The 20,867-nt window shown below is 21.9% G+C and carries 17 protein-coding genes and 5 tRNA genes; 10 read left to right on the top strand and 12 right to left on the bottom strand.

The window, feature by feature from the left end; genetic code table 11:
• The first annotated feature begins 52 nt into the window (after positions 1 to 52).
• From cysG to cysC, 4 genes are read left to right on the top strand one after another with little or no spacing between them, the layout of a single operon-like run.
• A complete protein-coding gene (gene cysG / locus RJU59_RS01610) occupies positions 53 to 1,480 on the top strand; it encodes a siroheme synthase CysG (RefSeq protein WP_343155057.1) in 1,428 nt (475 codons plus the stop codon).
• Positions 1,481 to 1,488: 8 nt separating this feature from the next.
• Complete coding sequence (gene cysD / locus RJU59_RS01605) at positions 1,489 to 2,400, top strand: sulfate adenylyltransferase subunit CysD (protein WP_343155056.1); 912 nt, start codon at positions 1,489 to 1,491, stop codon at positions 2,398 to 2,400.
• 12 nt (positions 2,401 to 2,412) lie between these two features.
• Entirely contained in the window at positions 2,413 to 3,843 is a 1,431-nt protein-coding gene (gene cysN, locus RJU59_RS01600; protein ID WP_343155055.1) for a sulfate adenylyltransferase subunit CysN, read from the top strand.
• A gap of 17 nt (positions 3,844 to 3,860) precedes the next feature.
• Positions 3,861 to 4,460 (top strand): adenylyl-sulfate kinase, encoded by a 600-nt coding sequence (gene cysC, locus RJU59_RS01595; RefSeq protein WP_343155326.1) that lies wholly within the window; start codon positions 3,861 to 3,863, stop codon positions 4,458 to 4,460.
• A gap of 252 nt (positions 4,461 to 4,712) precedes the next feature.
• Here cysC and eno read toward each other — a convergent pair whose 3' ends face one another.
• The 3 genes from eno to glnS are packed head-to-tail and all read right to left on the bottom strand — an operon-like array spanning position 4,713 to position 9,381.
• On the bottom strand, positions 4,713 to 6,014 hold the full coding sequence (gene eno / locus RJU59_RS01590; RefSeq protein ID WP_343155054.1) for a phosphopyruvate hydratase: 1,302 nt from the start codon (positions 6,012 to 6,014) through the stop codon (positions 4,713 to 4,715).
• 46 nt (positions 6,015 to 6,060) lie between these two features.
• Entirely contained in the window at positions 6,061 to 7,683 is a 1,623-nt protein-coding gene (locus RJU59_RS01585) for a CTP synthase (protein ID WP_343155053.1), read from the bottom strand.
• A 57-nt stretch (positions 7,684 to 7,740) separates the two neighbouring features.
• Complete coding sequence (gene glnS, locus RJU59_RS01580; RefSeq protein WP_343155052.1) at positions 7,741 to 9,381, bottom strand: glutamine--tRNA ligase; 1,641 nt, start codon at positions 9,379 to 9,381, stop codon at positions 7,741 to 7,743.
• 173 nt (positions 9,382 to 9,554) lie between these two features.
• Between glnS and RJU59_RS01575 the strand changes: the two genes are divergently transcribed.
• The 4 genes from RJU59_RS01575 (at position 9,555) to rpiA (ending at position 10,615) form a co-directional block, all read left to right on the top strand.
• Positions 9,555 to 9,629, top strand: a tRNA-Met gene (locus RJU59_RS01575).
• Between the two features lie 34 nt (positions 9,630 to 9,663).
• A tRNA-Leu gene (locus RJU59_RS01570) sits at positions 9,664 to 9,747 on the top strand.
• Between the two features lie 46 nt (positions 9,748 to 9,793).
• Positions 9,794 to 9,865: transfer RNA gene (locus tag RJU59_RS01565), tRNA-Gln, on the top strand.
• Between the two features lie 84 nt (positions 9,866 to 9,949).
• Positions 9,950 to 10,615, top strand: a complete 666-nt coding sequence (rpiA, locus tag RJU59_RS01560; protein WP_343155051.1) for a ribose-5-phosphate isomerase RpiA — start codon at positions 9,950 to 9,952, stop codon at positions 10,613 to 10,615.
• Here rpiA and RJU59_RS01555 read toward each other — a convergent pair.
• The 7 genes from RJU59_RS01555 to alaS all read right to left on the bottom strand — a co-directional run bounded on the left by RJU59_RS01555 (position 10,612) and on the right by alaS (position 17,099).
• Positions 10,612 to 11,367 carry an RsmE family RNA methyltransferase gene (locus RJU59_RS01555; RefSeq protein ID WP_343155050.1) on the bottom strand — a complete coding sequence of 252 codons (756 nt, stop codon included), beginning with the start codon at positions 11,365 to 11,367 and terminating at the stop codon, positions 10,612 to 10,614. The genes rpiA and RJU59_RS01555 overlap by 4 nt on opposite strands.
• Positions 11,346 to 12,074 (bottom strand): endonuclease, encoded by a 729-nt coding sequence (locus RJU59_RS01550; RefSeq protein WP_343155049.1) that lies wholly within the window; start codon positions 12,072 to 12,074, stop codon positions 11,346 to 11,348. The genes RJU59_RS01555 and RJU59_RS01550 overlap by 22 nt, the downstream gene beginning before the upstream one ends.
• A 91-nt stretch (positions 12,075 to 12,165) precedes the next feature.
• Positions 12,166 to 13,698 (bottom strand): glutamate--cysteine ligase, encoded by a 1,533-nt coding sequence (gene gshA, locus RJU59_RS01545; protein ID WP_343155048.1) that lies wholly within the window; start codon positions 13,696 to 13,698, stop codon positions 12,166 to 12,168.
• 77 nt (positions 13,699 to 13,775) lie between these two features.
• Positions 13,776 to 13,849, bottom strand: a tRNA-Arg gene (locus RJU59_RS01540).
• Positions 13,850 to 13,866: 17 nt separating this feature from the next.
• Positions 13,867 to 13,952, bottom strand: a tRNA-Ser gene (locus RJU59_RS01535).
• A gap of 220 nt (positions 13,953 to 14,172) precedes the next feature.
• Positions 14,173 to 14,358 carry a carbon storage regulator CsrA gene (csrA, locus tag RJU59_RS01530; protein ID WP_343128457.1) on the bottom strand — a complete coding sequence of 62 codons (186 nt, stop codon included), beginning with the start codon at positions 14,356 to 14,358 and terminating at the stop codon, positions 14,173 to 14,175.
• Between the two features lie 104 nt (positions 14,359 to 14,462).
• Positions 14,463 to 17,099: an alanine--tRNA ligase gene (gene alaS, locus RJU59_RS01525; protein WP_343155047.1), complete on the bottom strand. Its 2,637-nt coding sequence runs from the start codon at positions 17,097 to 17,099 to the stop codon at positions 14,463 to 14,465.
• A gap of 353 nt (positions 17,100 to 17,452) precedes the next feature.
• On the opposite strand from alaS, the gene RJU59_RS01520 reads away from it, so the two are divergent.
• Positions 17,453 to 18,223, top strand: coding sequence for an RluA family pseudouridine synthase (locus tag RJU59_RS01520; RefSeq protein WP_343128455.1), 771 nt, complete (start codon positions 17,453 to 17,455; stop codon positions 18,221 to 18,223).
• An 87-nt stretch (positions 18,224 to 18,310) separates the two neighbouring features.
• On the opposite strand, the gene aroQ is transcribed toward RJU59_RS01520, so the two are convergent.
• Positions 18,311 to 18,769, bottom strand: coding sequence for a type II 3-dehydroquinate dehydratase (aroQ, locus tag RJU59_RS01515; protein ID WP_343155046.1), 459 nt, complete (start codon positions 18,767 to 18,769; stop codon positions 18,311 to 18,313).
• A gap of 142 nt (positions 18,770 to 18,911) precedes the next feature.
• On the opposite strand from aroQ, the gene tldD reads away from it, so the two are divergent.
• The gene (gene tldD, locus RJU59_RS01510) at positions 18,912 to 20,372 is read left to right on the top strand and encodes a metalloprotease TldD (protein ID WP_343155045.1); all 1,461 of its coding nucleotides are present in this window, start codon (positions 18,912 to 18,914) and stop codon (positions 20,370 to 20,372) included.
• Between the two features lie 137 nt (positions 20,373 to 20,509).
• Here tldD and rplS read toward each other — a convergent pair whose 3' ends face one another.
• Positions 20,510 to 20,854 (bottom strand): 50S ribosomal protein L19, encoded by a 345-nt coding sequence (rplS, locus tag RJU59_RS01505; RefSeq protein ID WP_343128452.1) that lies wholly within the window; start codon positions 20,852 to 20,854, stop codon positions 20,510 to 20,512.
• Between the last annotated feature and the right edge of the window lie 13 nt (positions 20,855 to 20,867).

The raw sequence follows: 20,867 nt of genomic DNA, 5'->3' as shown, positions 1-20,867 counted from the left end.
ATATGAATTTAAATTCAATATTATTATAAATTTTTAATAAGGAGTTCAATTTGTGGAATATTTTCCTCTTTTTTTAAATTTAAAAAAAAAACGCATATTAATAATAGGCGGGGGAGAAGTTGCCAAAAGAAAAGTATTTTTGTTGTTAAGATCTGGAGCGTTAATTCAAATAATTGCAAAAAATATTTGTATGGATTTAAATAAATTAGTTTTACAAAAAAAAATAGAATGGATTAGTACTATTTTTCATGAAAAACATTTAAAAAAAGTTTTTTTAGTAATATCAGCGACAAATGATAAAGTTTTAAATTCTAAAATATCTAATTTATCAACAAAAAACTTTTTGTTTGTTAATATTGTAGATGATAAATCGAAATGTTCTTTTATATTTCCTTCTATTATTGATCGTAATCCTGTAATAATATCTTTGACATCTTCTGGATATTCTCCTGTATTATTAAAATTAATACGAGAAAAAATTGAATCTATAATACCGTTTCAAATTGGAAAAGTAGTAAATTTTGCAAAGAAATGGAGAGAAAAAATAAAATTTTATTTTAAAAAAACATATTTAGTACGAATTTTTTGGGAAAAAGTATTTAATAGTATTTTTTTAAATCAAATTTTAATAGGACAACAAGAACGTGCTTTTATTACTTTTAAGGATATAATTAAAAAATCTAAATGTCAAACAGGAGAAATATTTATTGTTGGTAGTGGACCAGGAGATCCAGGTTTATTAACATTAAGAGCTTTACAAGTTATACAACAAGCGGATATAGTTTTATATGATAGCTTAGTTGGTTATCAAGTGTTAGAATTAGCACGTCGTGATTCTAAAAAATTTTGTGTAGGAAAGAGATATTTAGGTAAAAACTTTAGTCAAAAAAAGATTAATGATTTGTTAATAAAATTTGCAAGTAAAGGAAATAAAGTTGTTCGTTTAAAAGGGGGAGATCCTTTTATTTTTGGAAGAGGTGGAGAGGAATTAGAAAAAATTGTTTCTTCTAAAATACCTTTTCAAATTATACCGGGTATTACTGCTGCAGTAGGAATTGCTGCTTATACAGGAATACCATTAACTCATAGAAAATTTTCAAAAGGGGTGATATTTATACATGGCAACGATTATGATCGTAATATTTTTTCTTTTTTAAAGTCAAAAAATATAGCATATACAATAGTAATTTATATGGTAAAAATGAATGCATTAAATATTTCTAATGATTTAATAAAAAAAAAAATTTCATTAGATATTCCTGTAGCAATAATTAGTCAAGGAACTACATCTTATCAAACAGTAAAAATTAGTTGTATAAAAAATTTTCCAGATTTTTGTAGCAGTATACATACTCCTATTTTACTTATTGTTGGAGATGTAGTAAATTTTTATAGAAAATGTAATTGGTTTAATTTAAATATGTCAAATAAAATATTTAAAAAAAATAATTCTTATTTTAGTTTATTTTACAGGAGTTAGTTATCAGAATGAAGGAAAAAGGTTTTATTCATTTATCTCAATTAGAATCTGAAAGTATTTCTATTATGCGAGAAGTAGTATCGGAATTTGAAAATCCAGTAATGTTATATTCAATAGGAAAAGATTCTTCAGTAATGTTACACCTTGCGAAAAAAGCTTTTTATCCAGGAAAAATTCCTTTTCCTTTATTGCATATAGATACAGGATGGAAATTTCGTGATATGTATAAATTTCGTGATTATATTACGAAAAAAATACAATCAGAATTAATAGTATTTATAAATAATAAAGGAAAGAATCAAAATATTAATCCTTTTTTAAAACAAAATAGTTCTAAATATACAGAAATTATGAAAACAGAAGGATTAAAAAAAGCCATTACTAATTATAAATTTGATGCTGCTTTTGGTGGAGCTAGAAGAGATGAAGAAAAATCGAGGTCAAAAGAACGTATATATTCTTTTCGGGATTCTTTGCATAAATGGGATCCTAAAAAGCAACGACCTGAATTATGGAATATTTATAATAGTCAAATTAAACCAGGTGAAAGTATTAGAGTATTTCCTTTATCGAACTGGACTGAAATTGATATTTGGAAATATATATATTTAGAAAATATTGAAATTGTTCCTTTATATTTTGCTAAAAAAAGACCTACTATAAAACGTAATAATGAATTGTTAATGGTAGATGATAATAGAATTTTATTAGATAAAAATGAAAAAATTAAAAAAAGAATGATAAGGTTTCGAACATTAGGTTGTTGGCCACTTACTTATGCAATTAAATCGACTGCAAACACTTTATTAGATGTAATTAATGAAACTTTAATACTAAATACCAGTGAACGTACTGGACGCGTAATTGATCATGATATTTCTAATTCTATGGAATTAAAAAAAAAGCAAGGTTATTTTTAAGGATAAATGATAATGATTAGTAATATTCAAAAAGAAGATAATAAATTTATAATTAAAAAATGGTTACATTCTAAATATAATAAAAATATGCTGAGATTTTTAACATGTGGAAGTGTAGATGACGGAAAAAGCACTTTAATTGGAAGATTATTACATGATTCTAAACAGATATATAGTGATCAATTAGATTCTTTGTATCATGATAGTAAAAAACATGGAACACAAGGTATAAATTTAGATTTATCATTATTAGTTGATGGTTTACAAGCTGAACGTGAACAAGGAATTACTATTGATGTAGCATATAGATATTTTTCTACTAATAAAAGAAAATTTATTATTGCAGATACTCCAGGTCATTCACAATATACCTGTAATATGGTAACTGGAGCGTCTTTATGCGAATTGTCTATTTTATTAATAGACGTACGTAAAGGTATTTTAAAACAAACTTACCGACATGCTTTTATTTCAAATTTATTGGGTATTCGATATTTAATAGTTACAATTAATAAAATGGATTTAGTAAATTATGATGAAAATAAGTTTAATGAAATTAAAAAACAATTCATACAATTTAGTAAAAAACTATCTAATGTATTAAATATATATTTTGTACCTATATCTGCATTAACAGGAGAAAATGTAGTTGTTTCAAACAAAATTATTCATTGGTATAATGGTCCAACTTTACTAGATATTTTAGAAAATATACAAATTGATTCATATTCCTGTACAGAAAACAATTTTATTTTTCCAATTCAATATATTAATAGACCGAATTTAGATTTTAGAGGATATTCTGGATCTGTTGTAAAAGGAATAATAAAAAAAAAATCATCTGTTAAGATTTTACCTTCTAATGAATATTCGAAAATTTCTGAAATTATTACTTATGATGGTAAATTGAATCAAACAAATTTGTTTGAACCAATTACTATAACTTTACAAGATAATATTGATATTAGCAGAGGAGATGTATTAGTTAATAAAAATTCAAATTTAAAAGGAATTAATAAAATTATAGTAACTGTTGTTTGGATGTCAAAGATACCTTTAATGATAAATAAAAATTATAATGTAAAAATACATTATAAACAAACTCGTTGTTATATAAAAAAAATTTTTTATAAAATTAATATTCAAAATTTAGAAAAAATTTATTCTAATGTTATTAGTTTGAATGAAATAGGAGTAATAGAAATATATTTTGATGAATTAGTGGTATGCGATACTTTTAAAAAAAATAAATTTATAGGTAGTATGATTTTTATAGATTCTATAACGAATCTTACAGTAGGTGCTGGAATGATTAAAAAAATAGACCGAGATGTATTTTTAAATACACAAATTACATATTCTAATTTGGAATTAGATTTAAATAATTTAGTTCGAAAACATTTTCCTCATTGGAATGTAAAAAATATTTCATTAGAAAAATAAAAAATTTTATGAAAAAAATTAATTTTCAGATTGAAAATAATATTTTTTGGCAAAAAAAGTTTATTAATAAAAATTTGCGAGAAAAAAAAAATAAACATGTTTCTTTAGTATTATGGTTTACTGGTTTATCAGGATCAGGAAAATCCACTATATCAAATTATTTAGAAAAAAAATTATATAATTTAAAATTTAATACTTATTTATTAGATGGAGATAATATTCGAACAGGATTATGTAAAGATTTATCTTTTTGTTCTAAAGATAGATTAGAAAATATAAGAAGAATTGCAGAAGTTTCAAAATTAATGTTAGATGCTGGGTTATTAGTATTAACCTCTGTAATTTCTCCTAATAATTCTCATAGAAATTTAGCAAAAGATATTATAGGAAGAAAAAATTTTATAGAAATATTTGTAGATACTCCTATTGAAATTTGTGAAAAAAGAGATCCTAAGAAATTATATAAAAAATATAGAATGGGAAAAATAAAAAATTTTACTGGTTTAGATTCAAAATATGAAAATCCTAAAAATCCAGACATTCATATTAATGGAACAGAAGATTTAAACAATATTATTGATAAAATAATTATTTTTTTAAAAAAAAAATTAGTTTAAAAAAAATAAATTTATAAAAATTACTATTTTTATTATTAATAAAATATTTTCACAATAATTTTGTATAAAATTAAATTTTTTATATTCTTAACTTAATATTCATGTTAAGTTAAGAAATAAAATATTTTTTTATATTTATAATAATAATTTTATTAAAACGATACATATTTTATATGTATTAAATAAAATTTTAATTTTTTGTATAAAAGATAAAATTTATGTATTTAGTACAAATTTTGTCATATGGTATTTTTATTTTAATTTTAATTCTTTTATTCTATAAAATGGAGCATTTTTACATCCTATTTTTTCTTCAATTCTAATTAATTGGTTATATTTTGATAAACGATCCGATCTGCTTAATGAACCAGTTTTTATTTGTCCTGCATTTGTTCCTACTGCTAAATCTGCGATAGTAGAATATTCTGTTTCTCCTGATCTATGGGATATAATTACAGAATAATTATTTTCTTGAGCGAGTTGAATAGTTTGTAGAGTTTCTGTGATTGTTCCTATTTGGTTAGGTTTGATTAAAATAGCGTTATTTATTTTTTTATCGATTCCTTTTTGTAATAATTTTTTATTTGTAACAAATAAATCATCTCCAACTAGTTGAGTTTTTTCTCCTAATTGTTTTGTTTGGTATAAAAAACCATCCCAATCATCTTCATCTTGTCCATCTTCTATAGAAGAAATAGGATATAATTGAGATAATTTTTTTAAATATGCAGTAAATTCTTTATTTGTAAATTTTTTATTTTCTCCTTGTAAAATATATAACTTATTTTTTTTATTGTATAATTCTGAAGCTGCGCAATCTATTGCTAGCATAAAATCTTTTTCTAAAGAAAAATTAGATTTTTCGATGGCTTCTTGAATAAGATCTAATGCTTGTTGATTAGATTTAAGATTAGGAGAAAAACCACCTTCATCTCCTACAGCAGTACTTAAATTTCTTTTTTTTAATATTGTTGATAAGGTATGGAAAACATTACATCCCATGTGAATTGATTCTTTAATATTTTTAGCTGAAATAGGTTGGATCATAAATTCTTGAATATCAATATTGTTGTTAGCATGTTTACCTCCGTTAATTATATTCATCATAGGTAAAGGCATAGAAAATTTATTAGGAGTACCATGTAATATAGATATATATTTGTATAAAGGTATTTTTTGAAATGCAGATGCTGCTTTCAATACAGCTAAAGAAACTGATAAAATAGAATTTGCACCCAATATAGATTTATTTTCAGTTCCATCTAAATTAATCATAATATTATCAATTTCATTTTGATCTAAAGAATTTTTTTTATTTAAAGCTTTTGAAATACTTTCATTAATATATTTTACAGATTTTAAAACTCCTTTTCCGTGAAAATATTCTGGATTATTATCTCTCAATTCTAAAGCTTCTTTTTTTCCAGTAGATGCTCCAGAAGGAGCTGCTGCAAATCCTATATGACCACTTTCTAGGTGTACTTCTGCTTCTACAGTAGGATATCCTCTTGAGTCAATGATTTCACGAGCAATAATTTTTTTTATTTTTGACATATTATATTTCCTGTGAAAATTTTTATATTTCATATATATTGATAAATTATTTTGTAATATTTTTATTTTTTTTTGCTGCAAGAATAAAACTAATAAATAAAGGATGACCTGTTTTAGGGTTAGAAGTAAATTCAGGATGGAACTGACATCCAATAAACCATGGATGATTTATTATTTCTATTATTTCTATTCTTTGTTTATTTTTTGAATGTCCAGATATTTGTAATCCAAAAGGTATCATTTTTTTTATTAAAATATTATTTACTTCATATTTATGTCTGTATCTTTCTTTTATGATAGAACTTTTGTATATTTTTTTTGATAAACAATTATCAGATAAAATACAAACTTTTTCTCCTAAACGCATTTTTTGATTTTTTTTATTAAAATTATTATTTTTGGAAAAATAGCATTTTTTTTTTATTAATTGAATAATCGGATATATGCATTTAGGAGCAAATTCAGTTGAATTAGCATGTTTCATACCTACTACATTTCTTGCAAATTCAATTAAAGCTATTTGCATACCTAAACAAATTCCTAAATATGGAATATTATTTTCTCTAGCATATCTTGATGCAATAATTTTTCCTTTAATACCTCTATTCCCAAAACCTCCAGGTATTAATATGGCATTTAAAAATTTTAAATTGTTAATTCCTTTTTTTTCTATATCTTGAGAACTAATTAATTTAATAGAAACAGATATTTTATTTTTTAACCCACCGTGTTTTAAAGCTTCAATAATAGATTTATAAGAATCAGGTAATGAAATATATTTTCCTATTATTCCAATAGTTATTGTTTCTACAAAGTTGTTTTCTTCAAATATTACTTTTTCCCATTCGGTAAGATTTGCTATAGGAGCTTTTATTCTAAATTTTTTACATATGTAGTTATCTACATTTTGAATTTTCAGTAAATTAGGTATTGTATATATTGAATCTACATCTTGTAAGGAAATAACTTCTTTAGGAGAAATATTACAAAATAAGGCAATTTTTTTTCTTTCTAGGAAAGGAATAATTTTTTCAGATCTGCATATGATTATATCAGGTTGGATTCCTATTGATAATAGTTTTTTTACTGAATGTTGTGTTGGTTTAGTTTTAATTTCACCTGCTGTAGTGATATAAGGAACTAGGGTAAGATGAATATAAAATACATTTTTTTTACCAACCTCAACTGCCATTTGTCGAACAGATTCTAAAAAAGGAAGTGATTCTATATCTCCTACAGTTCCTCCTATTTCTATAAACGATATATCTATATTTTTTGAACCCTTTTTAATTCTATTTTTTATAGCATCAGTAATATGTGGAATAACTTGAATAGTATCACCGGAATATTCCCCTTTTCTTTCTTTTTCTAGCACTTCTGAATAAATACTTCCAGTAGTAAAATTATTTAAATTAGTCATTTTTGTTTTTATAAATCTTTCATAATGACCTAAGTCTAAATCTGTTTCTGATCCATCTGCAGTAACAAATATTTCTCCATGTTGAATAGGACTCATATTTCCAGGATCAATATTAATATAAGGGTCTAATTTAATTATCGTTACTTTTAATTCTCTAGATTCTAATAACGAAGCTATCGATGCGGTTGTAATTCCTTTTCCTAAAGATGAAACAACTCCACCGGTTATAAAAACATATTTTGTAGCCATATTTAACCAAATATTTATATTTATTATAATTTAATTTATAAAATAAAACAATTTTTATTAATTAAATGAGTTTTTATCTTCTTTCAAACTAACAGTTTGATGGAAAACTAGTTTATTTTTATATTTTTTTAATGAAGAAATGAAAAAATATCCTTCTCTTTCGAATTGATATGGAATTTTACATAAATTATATTGTAAATCTTTTTCTACAAAACCTATCTTCGTAGTTAATGAATTTTTATTAATGAAATTTAAAAAATTTTTTTCTTTTTCAGGATTTTTTATCAAAAAAAGAGAAGAATATATTCTAAATTCTGCTTTACTTGTATTAATTTTAGAAATCCAATGTAATACTCCTGTAATTTTTTTATTTTTTGGTTTTTTGTTTAATGTATTTTTATCATATGTACAAAATATTTTATTTATTTTACCGAATTTATTTTTTTTAACATATTTTACAGTAATAGTATATGCATATCTTAATCTAACATTATTTTTAAAATTTAATCTTTTGTATTTTTTATTATTTGTTTCTTGAAAATCAGATTGATCAATATAAATTTCTTTACTAAATATTATTTTGTGAAATCCTTGATTCGTATTGTTAGGATGGTTAGGAACTATAATTTCTTCGTAATGGTATTTTGAAAGATTTAAAATAATAAGTTTAATAGGATTTAATACAGCCATTCTACGAATAGATTTCTCGTTTAAATCTTTTCTTATACATGATTCTAATAGGCTTAATTCAATTAAACTTTCTTGTTTACTAATACCTATTTTATTACAAAAATTATTCAAAGAATCAGGAGTATATCCTCTTTTTCTCAGTCCAGAAATTGTAGCAAGTCTAGGATCATCCCAATTTTGGACTATTTTTTTTTGTATTAATAATTTTAATTTTCTTTTTGAAAGAATAGTATTTTCTAATTTTAAACGAGAATATTCGTATTGTTTAGATGGGTTTTTGATTTGAATATTTTTTAATATCCAATCATATATTCTTCTATTATCTTGAAATTCAAGTGTACATAAAGAATGAGTAATTTTTTCAATTGAATCAGATATACAGTGTGAAAAATCATAAGTAGGATAAATACACCAATTATTTTTTGTGTTATGATGTTTTTCAAATATTATTCTGTATAATACAGGATCTCTTAATATCATAAATGATGAACCCATATCAATTTTAGCTCTTAAACATGCTTGTCCTTCAGCAAAATACCCTGATTTCATTTTTTTGAATAAAATTAAATTCTTTTCTATATTTTGATTTCTATAAGGACTATTTTTCCCTTTTAATAATAATGTTCCTCTATATATTTTAATTTCTTGTTTATTTAATAAATCTACATATGCTAAATTTTTTTTTATTAATTTTTTTGCATATATGTAAATTTCTTTAAAATATTGAGAAGTAAATTTACTTCTTTTATTCCACTTAAAACCTAACCATCGTATATCTTTTTTAATTGATTTTACATATTTAGTTTTTTCTTTTTTTGGATTTGTATCGTCAAACCGTAAATTACATAATCCGTTATATTTTTTTGCTAATCCAAAATTTAAAAAAATTGATTTTAAGTGACCAATATGGAGATATCCATTAGGTTCCGGAGGAAATCTTGTTTTTAAAAAAAAATTTTTTTTATTTTTAATATCTTTTTCAATTATGTTTGTTAAAAAATTATTCATAAATTTTTTCCAAAAAAAACAATATATTAATAATACAAATATAATAAATTTGTTATTTTACAAAAATATTATATAATGTTATAATTCATTTTATCACAAAAATAATTATACTTTTTATTGTATTTTAAAAAATATTTATTATTACAAATAAAATATTTTTATTTTTAATAAGGGGCTATGTAGCTCAGTTCGGTTAGAGCGCAGCACTCATAACGCTGAGGTCATGGGTTCAATTCCCATCATAGCTAAAAATTATATATATTTTATATAAAATTATAAAAAACGGGGATGGCGAAAATGGTAGACGCACCAGATTTAGGTTCTGGCACTTTCATTAGTTTGCGAGTTCGAGTCTCGCTCTCCGTAAAATACATAAAAACATAAAAATTTATTTGTATTACTAATATTTTTTTGGGGTATAGCCAAGTGGTTAAGGCATCGGTTTTTGATACCGACATCCCTGGTTCGAATCCAGGTACCCCAGAAATGATATTTTTTTTAATTAAAAAATTATATTGATGATAAATTTATCAATTTAATAATTGACAATTTTTTTAGAACAAAAAATATGAATAAATATGTAAATAAATTAAAAAAATATGCTTGTATAGAAGCAATTAATTATATTTATCCTGGTATCACAGTAGGTATTGGAACTGGTAGTACAATTAAATTATTTATAGAAGAATTAAAACAAGTAAAACACTTAATTAAAGGAGCAGTATCTAGTTCTAAAGAATCCACAAAACAATTAATTAAAAATAAAATTAAAGTTATGGATTTAAATGACATTAGTGGATTACAATTGTATATTGATAGTGCAGATGAAATTAATAAAAATAAACAAATGATTAAAGGTGGTGGTGGAGCTTTAACTGGAGAAAAAATTATTTCATCTTTTTCTGATAGTTTTATTTGTATTGTTGATGAAAATAAAATAGTAAAAGATTTAGGAAAATTTTTTCCTGTACCTGTAGAAGTAATACCAATGTCTATTAATTATGTTTGTTCTCAAATAAAAAAATTATCTGGAATACCTAAAATTAGAAAAAGTTTTATAACTGATTATGGAAACTTAATAATTGATGTGTTTAATTTGAATTTAGAAAATCCATTATATATAGAGAATAAAATTAATTCTATATCAGGAGTAGTTTCTGTTGGTTTATTTATTAAAAGAAAAGCTGATATACTTTTAGTAGGAACTAAACAAGGCGTAAAAACCTATTTTTAAATATCTCCATATTGTGATTGAATATTTGAAATTGCAGTTATCGAAGCTGTATCTGTTTTTAATATTCTAGGTCCTAAATTTAATTTTATAAATCCAAAACTAACTATTTTTTCTATATTTTCTTCTAATCCATTTTCTGGACCAATTAAAAATACTATTTTATTTATATTTTTTTTTAAATCTTTAATTTTTAAAGATGAATTTGGAGAAAATACTACTTTAGCACATTTTATATTTTTTATAAATTCACACCATTTTTCAAATTCTATAGGTTTATTTAGAATAGGAATTCTCATTCTTTCAGATTGTAAACAAGAAGAAATTATTATTTCTTTCCATCTTCTGTTTTTTTTTATAAAACTATCTAATTGATTATTTTTTTTTTTGAAGTAAATTGGTGTAATTTCATTTACTCCTAACTCTGTACTTTTTTGTATAGAAAAATCTATTTTTTTTATTTTTTTAGGTATTATTTGTGCATAATGTATATAAATAGGAGATTCATTATTAAATTTTTTTTTTGAATGTATTATTAATTCTATTTTTTTTTCTAATATATTTATTTTACAATAAAATATATATTTTGTGTTATTAAATATTTCTACATTATCAGTATTTTTAATACGTAATACATTTTTTAAATAATGATAATTTTTTTTTTCTTTTGTAATTATAATTACATCATGTAATTTAATCATTTTTGGATAAAATATTCTAATTTTTTTCATTTTTATTTTGGTATTTTTATGCATTTATTATGAACATATTGATTATGATTACCTTGTATTTTATATATTAAGTTATCTCTTTGACATTCCCATTTGTTGACTGGATATTTAGAATTCCATTTTTTGAATAAAATCATTTGTTTTTTTGGAATTTTTATTTTATATCTATAAGACATATATAAATATGTTCTGGATATTATTCCTTTTTTACTATTAGGAGGTTCTATTTTTTTATTTTTAAAATCAATTAATACGTGACAAGATCCATAAAAATTTTTTTTATGATTTTTTTTCCATTCATAAAAAGAAAAATTTGATCTATCTCCATTAATTTCTCCTATTGCAGGTTGTAAATTATGTAAATCTGATTCCATTTTTTTAAAAATTGAATTACTAGAACATTTTTTTCTACCTCCTTTTTTCCAACATTTTTTATTATGACCAAATTCCCAAGCAGGAACAATATGATCCCATTCAATTCTATTTGCACGTATTCTATTTTTTCTAATTTTATAATTACAAGATTTTAAATCAGGAATACCTTTTTTTCCATTCCAATTAATTGTACAACCACAATAAAATGATTTAGGAAATTTTTTTGATATTTTTATAGCAAATTTTTTTGCTTGATTGAAATTATTTTGACGAAATTCAGAGGAAAAAGTATATTTAAAATTTTGTATATTAAAAATTGAAAAAAATAGTATTATGAAAATAATTTTTTTTAACATATTTATTTTAGTATTAATGTTTTATTGTATTATTAGTAATAATATAATAAAAAAAAATAAAAATATATATTTATTTTAAAAAAATTTTATATTACATTTTTTCTAAAAAATTTTTTTTAAGATATGAATTTTTAGATTCTTTTAGAAAAGATTTTTTTTCTAGTAAAGAATAATTTTTGTTGATATTAGAATAATAATAATTATTAGAAATTTTTAAACCAGTTTTTTTGAAACCGTATCTTTTCATTTTTTTCAATATTCTAGAAGAATAACTTAATTCTGGATAATATAAAAAATTTTCGAAATATAAGCATGATTTTTGATATATATTTTTATTTAAAAAATTATCTAATATGTTTGCTATTTTCTTTAATTCCTGAAAAATAAATTTACAAATTTCGATAATAGGTATTTTTTTTGATGTATCATTTAAAAATAATGATTGATTTGGTTTTTTACCATATAAAGAAATAATTTCCCAATTTTTATTAATATTTTGTAATTCTGCCGTATTAATCATTTTAGATTTAGATAATGTACACCAAATTATCAATAAATCTATAAATAATAATTGTTTTTTTTCGATTCCAATATTTTGAAAAGGGTTTACATCAATTGATCTAATTTCTACATATTCAATACCATTATATTCTAAAGAATTTATTATAGATTTTTCTTTTGTTTGAATAGATTGTTTAGGTCTAATTTGAGAATATAATTCACTTTCTATTTGTATTAAATTAGTGTTTAGTTGTTTTAAACAACCTTTTTCATCTTTTTTTCCTATTTCAATAAATTTTTTATATGGTGTATTTTTTGCAAATTTAACTTTTGTAATATATTCATCTAAACTATTATAATGAATTTTCAATATTTTTTTTTCTATATCATTATTATATCCAATATTACTAGTTCTGATAGAAGTAGACCAAGGTAAGTATAAGAAATTTTTTTTATGTTTTTTAAATTTAATATTTTTATTTATTTTATTTTCTAAAAAATTAATAGGTAAAGCAGGAGAAGATCCAAATAATAACGGTATTATCCAACCTACTCTATAATAATTTCTTATTAAACCTAAGTATCCTGTAGAAATTATTTTTTTTTGTTCTTCTATATTTTTTATATTTTTCCATTTTTTCCAAAAATTTAAAGGAAAAGAAAAATTATAATGAATACCTGCTATTATATTTTTTGCGTTTCCATATCTATTTTTTAAACCTTTTCTATATATTTCTTTTAAAATTCCTATATCAGAATTTCCATATCTAGCAATATTTATTTTTGTATTTTTATTATTATAATAAGGAATACTTAATGGCCAAAGTCTTTCTTTAAAATAAATATTTTTAGTAGAATATTTATACAAATCCTGTAAAAATTTTATTATATAATTTATAGATTTATTTTTTGGAGTTATAAATTCTATTAAATTTTCAGAAAAATCAGTAGTAATCCATTTATGCGTTAATGTACTTCCCATATTACCAGGATGATTTTTTAAAGATGGGTTTCCTTTACAATCTACTCTTAATGTCTCTCTTTCTATACCTCTTGTTATATCTTTTAGTTCAGATATATTTTCTTTTAACCAATTTATTTCTTTTGATATGTTTAAAAACAAAATTTCTATTCCTGATTTAAATTTAAATTAAATATAATTTAATATTTTATTATTTTTTATATTTTAAAAAATTTATTTGCATCCGAAAGGATTCGAACCTTTGACCTCTCGGTTCGTAGCCGAGTGCTCTATCCAACTAAGCTACGGATGCAAAAATTTTTTCACTATTGGCGAGAGAGGGATTCGAACCCTCGATGCAAAAATTGCATACTACCTTAGCAGGGGAGCGCCTTAAACCACTCGGCCATCTCGCCTTGTTAAAAATATATACAATTTATTTAAAGTATAAGTAAAAATAATACTGTATATGATATTACTGTGTTTAAATAATAAGTCAATTATATTTTTTAATTTTAAATTAAAAAAAAAAAATAAAATTTTATTTTTTAAAAAATTTTTATAAAAAATATATAATTATTTTTTTTAAAATTACGTCTTAATATTAAGACGTAATTTTTTATTCATATATATTTTTTATTTAATTAGTTTTTTATTTTTTTCTGCTTTGATTCTTTCATATATTTCTTCACGATGTACTGATACATTTTTCGGAGCATTAACACCTATTCGAACCTGGTTTCCTTTAACACCTAATACTGTAACGGTAACTTCATCACCAATAATTAAAGTTTCTCCAACTCTACGCGTTAGAATAAGCATTCTATGAAATCCTGATTAAATTAAAATACAAAATTTTTGTTTATGTTTGTATGAAATACTATTTTTTAATATATATAAATTATTATTTTTTTTAATTATTTTTTCTAATTTATTTTTTTTAAATCATTATTAATCCAATTATAAATTTTATCTTCTAATTGTGAAAGAAATATAATTTTTTTAATACCTCCTTTAGCTACTGTAATATTACCACCTCCTTTTCCTTTTATTTCAGACATAATTTTTTTTAATATATTTACTGCACTAATTTGATTTGTAATATTTTTATTAATTTTAATAATAAAAAATGTTTTATTATCATAAATATTACTAAATATAATAATTAGATTATTAATTTTATTCATTAAAAAATCTATTACGTTATACAAAAAATTATTATTTTTTTTATTAAATTGATATATTAATATATTAAAACTATATTTTGAAATAATCTTTAAAATTAGTTTTTTACTTAAGTAATATATTTCTATTTTTTCTAATTCAGATATTTTTTTTTCTAAAATATTTATTTTATTTATTTTTTTTTTTATTTCTTGTATTAATTGTAATTCATTTATTTGTAATTCTTGTTTAATTGTATCTAAAATAAGATGTTTATTTTGAATATCATGAATCGCTTGATTTCTTGTTACAGCTTCAATTCTTCTAATTCCGGAAGATACACTAGATTCTGAAACAATTTTAAATGTTCCAATTTCTCCTGTTCTAGAAACATGAGTTCCTCCACAAAGTTCGATAGAAAAATCATTTATTTTTACTACACGTACCTTGTTTTCATATTTATCTTTAAAACTAGCAATAGCATTTATTTTTTTCGATTCCAGTAAAGACATATTTTTTATTTTTACTGAAACATTATTTTGAATTTCAGAATTTACTAATTTTTCAATTTTAAACAATGTTTTAATAGATAGTTTTTTATTATGGGAAAAATCGAATGTTAAATGATTTTCGTCAATCCATGATCCTTGTTGATTTATTTTATTCCCTAATACATATCGTAAAGAAGCATGTAATAAATGAGTAGCAGTATGATTAGATGATATATTTATTCTATTTTTTTTATTTATTTTAGTTGTAAAAATATTTTTTTCTTGTATATATCCTGTAATAACATTTCCAAAATGTAATATTAAATCTTCTTTTTTTTGAGTTTTATATACTTTAAATATTCCTGTGTTGTTGTAAATAATTCCTGAATCACCTGTTTGTCCGGATGATTCTCCAAAAAAAGTTGTTTTATTTAAAATAATATAAGCATTTTCTCCGTAATATATTTTTTTTTTTCTTTTTCCATTAGAAATAATAAATAATATTTTAGATGTAGTAATATCTTTTTTATATCCTACAAATTTAGAAGAATTAATTGTTGGTAAAAATATATTTTCAGTATTATTTTTTAGATCTCTATTTTTTCTTCCTTTTTCTTTTTGTATAGCCATTTCTTTTTTAAATCCATATTCATCTATTTTAATATTATTTTTTTTACAAATTTCATTAGTAATTTCAACAGGAAAACCAAATGTATCATATAAATAAAATAATATTTTTCCTTGTAAAGTATTATTTCTTACTTTTTTTATTTCTTTATTCAATATAAAAAGTCCTTTTTCTAAAGCGAAATGGAATTTTTCTTCTTCATCATAAATAATTTTTTTTATTTCTTTTTCTGTTTTTTTAAAAGTAACATATTTATTATCTATAGATTTTATAAAAATATTTACTATTTTATAAAAAAACAAATTCTTAATTCCAATGTTATTTCCATGAACTATCGCTCTTCGAATGATTCTTCTTAATATGTACCCTCTACCTTCATTTGAGGGAATAATATTACAATCGATCATAAATACCGCTGCTCTGATATGATCAGATATTACTCTTAAAGAAATTCTATTTTTTTTATCTATATTGAAAAAATTAATAATATTTTCAATTAATATTTTAAAAATATCAGTTTCATAGCTTGATTTTACATTTTGTAGTACAGAACTAATACGTTCTAATCCCATTCCAGTATCTACACAAAAACTTTTTAAATTTTTTAATGGTTTATTTTTTTCTTTTTGGAATTGCATAAATACAATATTCCAAATTTCTACACATTGATTATTAAGAAATTTTTCATATAAACTTATATTTTTTAATTTTTTACTATGTTGATAAAATATTTCCGTTGATAATCCACAAGGTCCATATTTTCCCATTTTCCAAAAGTTTTCATCTTTTTCAGAAATGATATTCTTTTTACCTAATTGAATTATTTTATTAATGGGAATTTTTATTAAATTTTTCCATATATTATATGATTCTATATCTGAAGAATGTACAGTTACCCATAATTTTTCAGGAGAAATATTAAAACCGTATGGTTCAGTTAATAATTCCCATGCATATGATATTGCCTCTTCTTTAAAATAGTTATTAAAACTAAAATTCCCTAACATTTCAAAAAATGTATGATGATATTGAGTATATCCTACTTGTTCTAAATCATTATGTTTACCTCCTGTTCTCAAACAATTTTGTGCAGTAACAATTCTTTTATGAACAGATTTTTTTCCTAAAAAAAAGTTTTTAAATTGATTCATTCCAGCATTGACAAACAGAATCGATGAGTCTTCTTTAGGTATTATTGATGATCCAGGTAATATTTTATGATTTTTTTTTTCAAAAAATTTTAAAAAAATATCTCGTATTTCTGCAGTTTTTTTATACATATTACTCCTTTTTTATGTATTATGTATTTGCATTATTAAAAAAAAATAATTTTAATTGAAAGAAATTTATTTATTTTATAATATAATTAATATTACATACTGTATTTTTATATACTTTTTGCTTGTTTTAAAGTAAACAGTCAACATATAAATTATTTATATATTAAAAAAATGATATTAAAAACAATAGTATTAAATAAAATTTTTCATAAAAAACGTTTAGATGTTTTTCTGTCTTTATTTTTTTCAAATTATTCCAGATCATTTTTTAAAAAATGTATTAAAAACGGATATGTAACTATAAATAGCATAATATGTTTTTATCCTAAAAAAAAATATTTATTCAAGATTTAGTGGTTGTTAATATTCAACAACAAAAAAAAATTTTTCCTGAAGAACAAAAAATATTTTTTGATATTATTTATGAAGATAAATATTTATTAATAATTAATAAACCAGAAAACTTAGTTATGCATCATGGACATGGAAATTATACAGGAACATTACTAGATATTTTATTGGAAAAATATGATTTTTTAAAATATATTCCCAGATCAGGTATTGTTCACAGATTAGATAAAAATACTTCAGGTTTATTAATAATTGCAAAAACTTTAGAATCATATTTTATTTTGAAAAAAGATTTAAAAAATAGAAAAATTACAAGAGAATATGAAGCTATTGTGCATGGTCTAATTTTTTTTGATAATACAATTATAGAAAAAATAAATAGACATCCGGTTCATAGAATAAAAATGTGTGTTAGCAAACAAGGAAGAAATGCTATTACGCATTATAAAGTAATTAAAAGATTAAAATTTTATACTCATATCAAAGTTATTTTAGAAACTGGGAGAACTCATCAAATTAGAGTTCATATGGATTATATTCATCATCCTATAGTAGGAGATAGTTTGTATAAAGGTAGTAACGGAATTTATAAAAAAATTATATCTAAAAATAGTAAAAAATATAATTTTTATTTTTATGATTTTCATAGACAAGCATTACATGCGAAAAAAATATCTTTATTACATCCTATATCTAAAAATAAAATGAAATGGGAAATAAGTTTACCTAAAGATTTAATGAATTTAATTTATAATTTAAAAAAAATAAATTAGTATTTTAATATATATTTAATATAATTATTTTTATGTACTGATCACAAATATTAATTTTTGATCAGTATATAATATTTTTAATAAGTATTATTTAGAAGTATTTTTTAATCTATTAGAAATAGTTTTTAAAGCCCAAAAATAACAATCAATTCCTAAACCTGTTATAGTTCCTTGAGATATATCTGAAAACCATGAATTAGAACGAAAAGTTTCTCTAGAATAAATATTAGAAATATGTACTTCTATAAATGGAATATTAACTGCTAATAAAGCATCTCTTAATGCAATACTAGTATGTGTAAATGCTGCAGGATTAATAATAATATAATCTATTTTTATATTTTTGGATTCATGAATTTTATTAATTAATTTAGATTCTGAATTAGATTGAAAATCAAATAAATTAATATTATTTTGTTTTGATTTTTTTTTTAATTTTTTTATTAATTCAGTTAATGATATATTACCATATATATTAATTTCACGATTTCCTAATAGATTTAAATTAGGACCATTTATCAGTAAAACATTAAATTTAATATTCATATGTAACTTAATTGATTTCCAATGTTTAAAAAAATATATTGTTTTTATTCAGTATAAATACGCATACAAAATAAAATTATAATTTGTTTTGAAAAAAAAATACATATTTTATATGGTACAAATCCTTATTGGAAAAGTAATTATGAAAAATGATATAGCATTTGATACTCTTTTAAATAAGAATAATATTTCTAAAAATAATGTTTTTTCTATATTAACAGATGTATGTCAAAAAAAAATAGAATATTCAGATTTATATTTTCAAAAAAAAATAGAAGAATCTTGGTTTTTAGAAGATAGAATCGTAAAAGAAGGTAATTTCAATATTGATCAAGGTATAGGATTACGGTTAATAAAGAACAATTCTACTTTTTTTTCTTATTCTGATGAAATTTCTGTATGTTCTTTAAATTCGATTACTAAAGATATAGTATCTTGTTTGAATAACAAAAATCAGAAAAATATTCTGAAACCATTTATTAAATGTAACAATTCTTTATTTTATGAAAATAAAAATCCAATATATAGTTTAACAAATGAAAAAAAAATAGAAATATTATATATGATAGACAAGATAGCTAGAAATTTTGATCCACGTGTAAAAAGTGTTACTGCATATCTTAGTAGTTCTTATGAAAATATTTTGATTGCATCAACTGATAGCATGTTTACAACAGATACACGTCCGTTGACATACCTTTCTATCAATGTTCGTGTTGAAGAAAAAGGAAAAATTGAAACCGGAAGTATGGGTGGAGGTAGAAGAAGTAATTACAATTTTTTTTTAAAAGATGAAATCACTTCAGGAGATAGTGTAGTTGATTTTTGGACAAAAGAAGCTGTAAGAATAGCTTTGGTTAAATTATCATCTAAAGAAACTCCTTCAGGAACATTCCCTGTGGTTTTAGGACCAGGTTGGCCTGGAATTTTGTTGCATGAAGCAGTCGGTCATGGACTTGAAGGTGATTTTAATAGATCTAGGACATCTATTTTTAATAATAAAATAGGAAAAAAAATAGCTTCAAATATATGTACTGTAGTTGACGATGGAACTGTTAGTTTAAGAAGAGGATCAATTAATATAGACGATGAAGGTACTCCAGGGCAATATAATATTTTAATTGAAAATGGAGTTTTAAAATCTTTTATGCACGATAAATTAAATGCAAGATTAATGGGATTAAAAAAATCTACAGGAAATGCAAGAAGACAATCTTATGCACATATTCCTATGCCTAGAATGACAAATACATATATGCTACCAAATTTGAATACAAATCCAGATGATATTATTCAAAGTGTAAAATATGGAATATACGCTAAAAATTTTTCAGGAGGTGAAGTCGATATTACCTCAGGAGAATTTGTTTTTTCTACTTCAGAAGCGTATTTAATAAAAAATGGAAAAATTTTATATCCTGTAAAAAAAACCATGTTAATGGGTTCTGGTATACATGTAATGAATAATATATCGATGATTGGGAATGATTTATGTTTAGATTCAGGTGTAGGTATATGTGTAAAAAATGGACAAAGTATTCCTGTAGGTGTAGGACAACCAACTGTTAAAGTAGATTCTTTAACTGTAGGAGGTACAAAATAATTATAATGTTTATATCTAAATTAATTATTTAAATTAATTTAGTGTTAAAATCATTTGATTTAAATAATAATGCAGTGATATAATACTGCATAATTATTTATATTTGTAATATACATTAGTTTAAATATTATTTATTACTATAATCTTTCTTTAATTTTTGCATTTTTTCCTGTTTTATTTCGTAAATAATATAATTTAGATTTTCTCACTAAACCTTTTCTTAATATTTTTATATTTTCTATAACTGGTGAATGAGTTTGAAATACTCTTTCCACTCCTTCCCCATTAGAAATTTTTCTAATTGTAAAAGAAGAATTTAAATTTCTATTTTTAATAGCAATAACTATTCCTGAAAACTTTTGTATTCTTTTTTTTTCTCCTTCTACTACCCATACTTTAATTTCTAATGTATCTCCTGATCGGAAAAAAGGAATATTTTTTTTCATTTGATTAATTTCAATATTTTGAATTATTTTATTCATAATTTTGTATTCT

Source organism: Buchnera aphidicola (Kurisakia onigurumii), from assembly GCF_039394605.1.
GTDB classification, from domain to species: Bacteria; Pseudomonadota; Gammaproteobacteria; order Enterobacterales; family Enterobacteriaceae; genus Buchnera_I; species Buchnera_I aphidicola_B.
The sequence above is the reverse complement of the archived record's forward strand: the minus strand, read 5'-3'. Positions and strand labels throughout refer to the sequence as shown.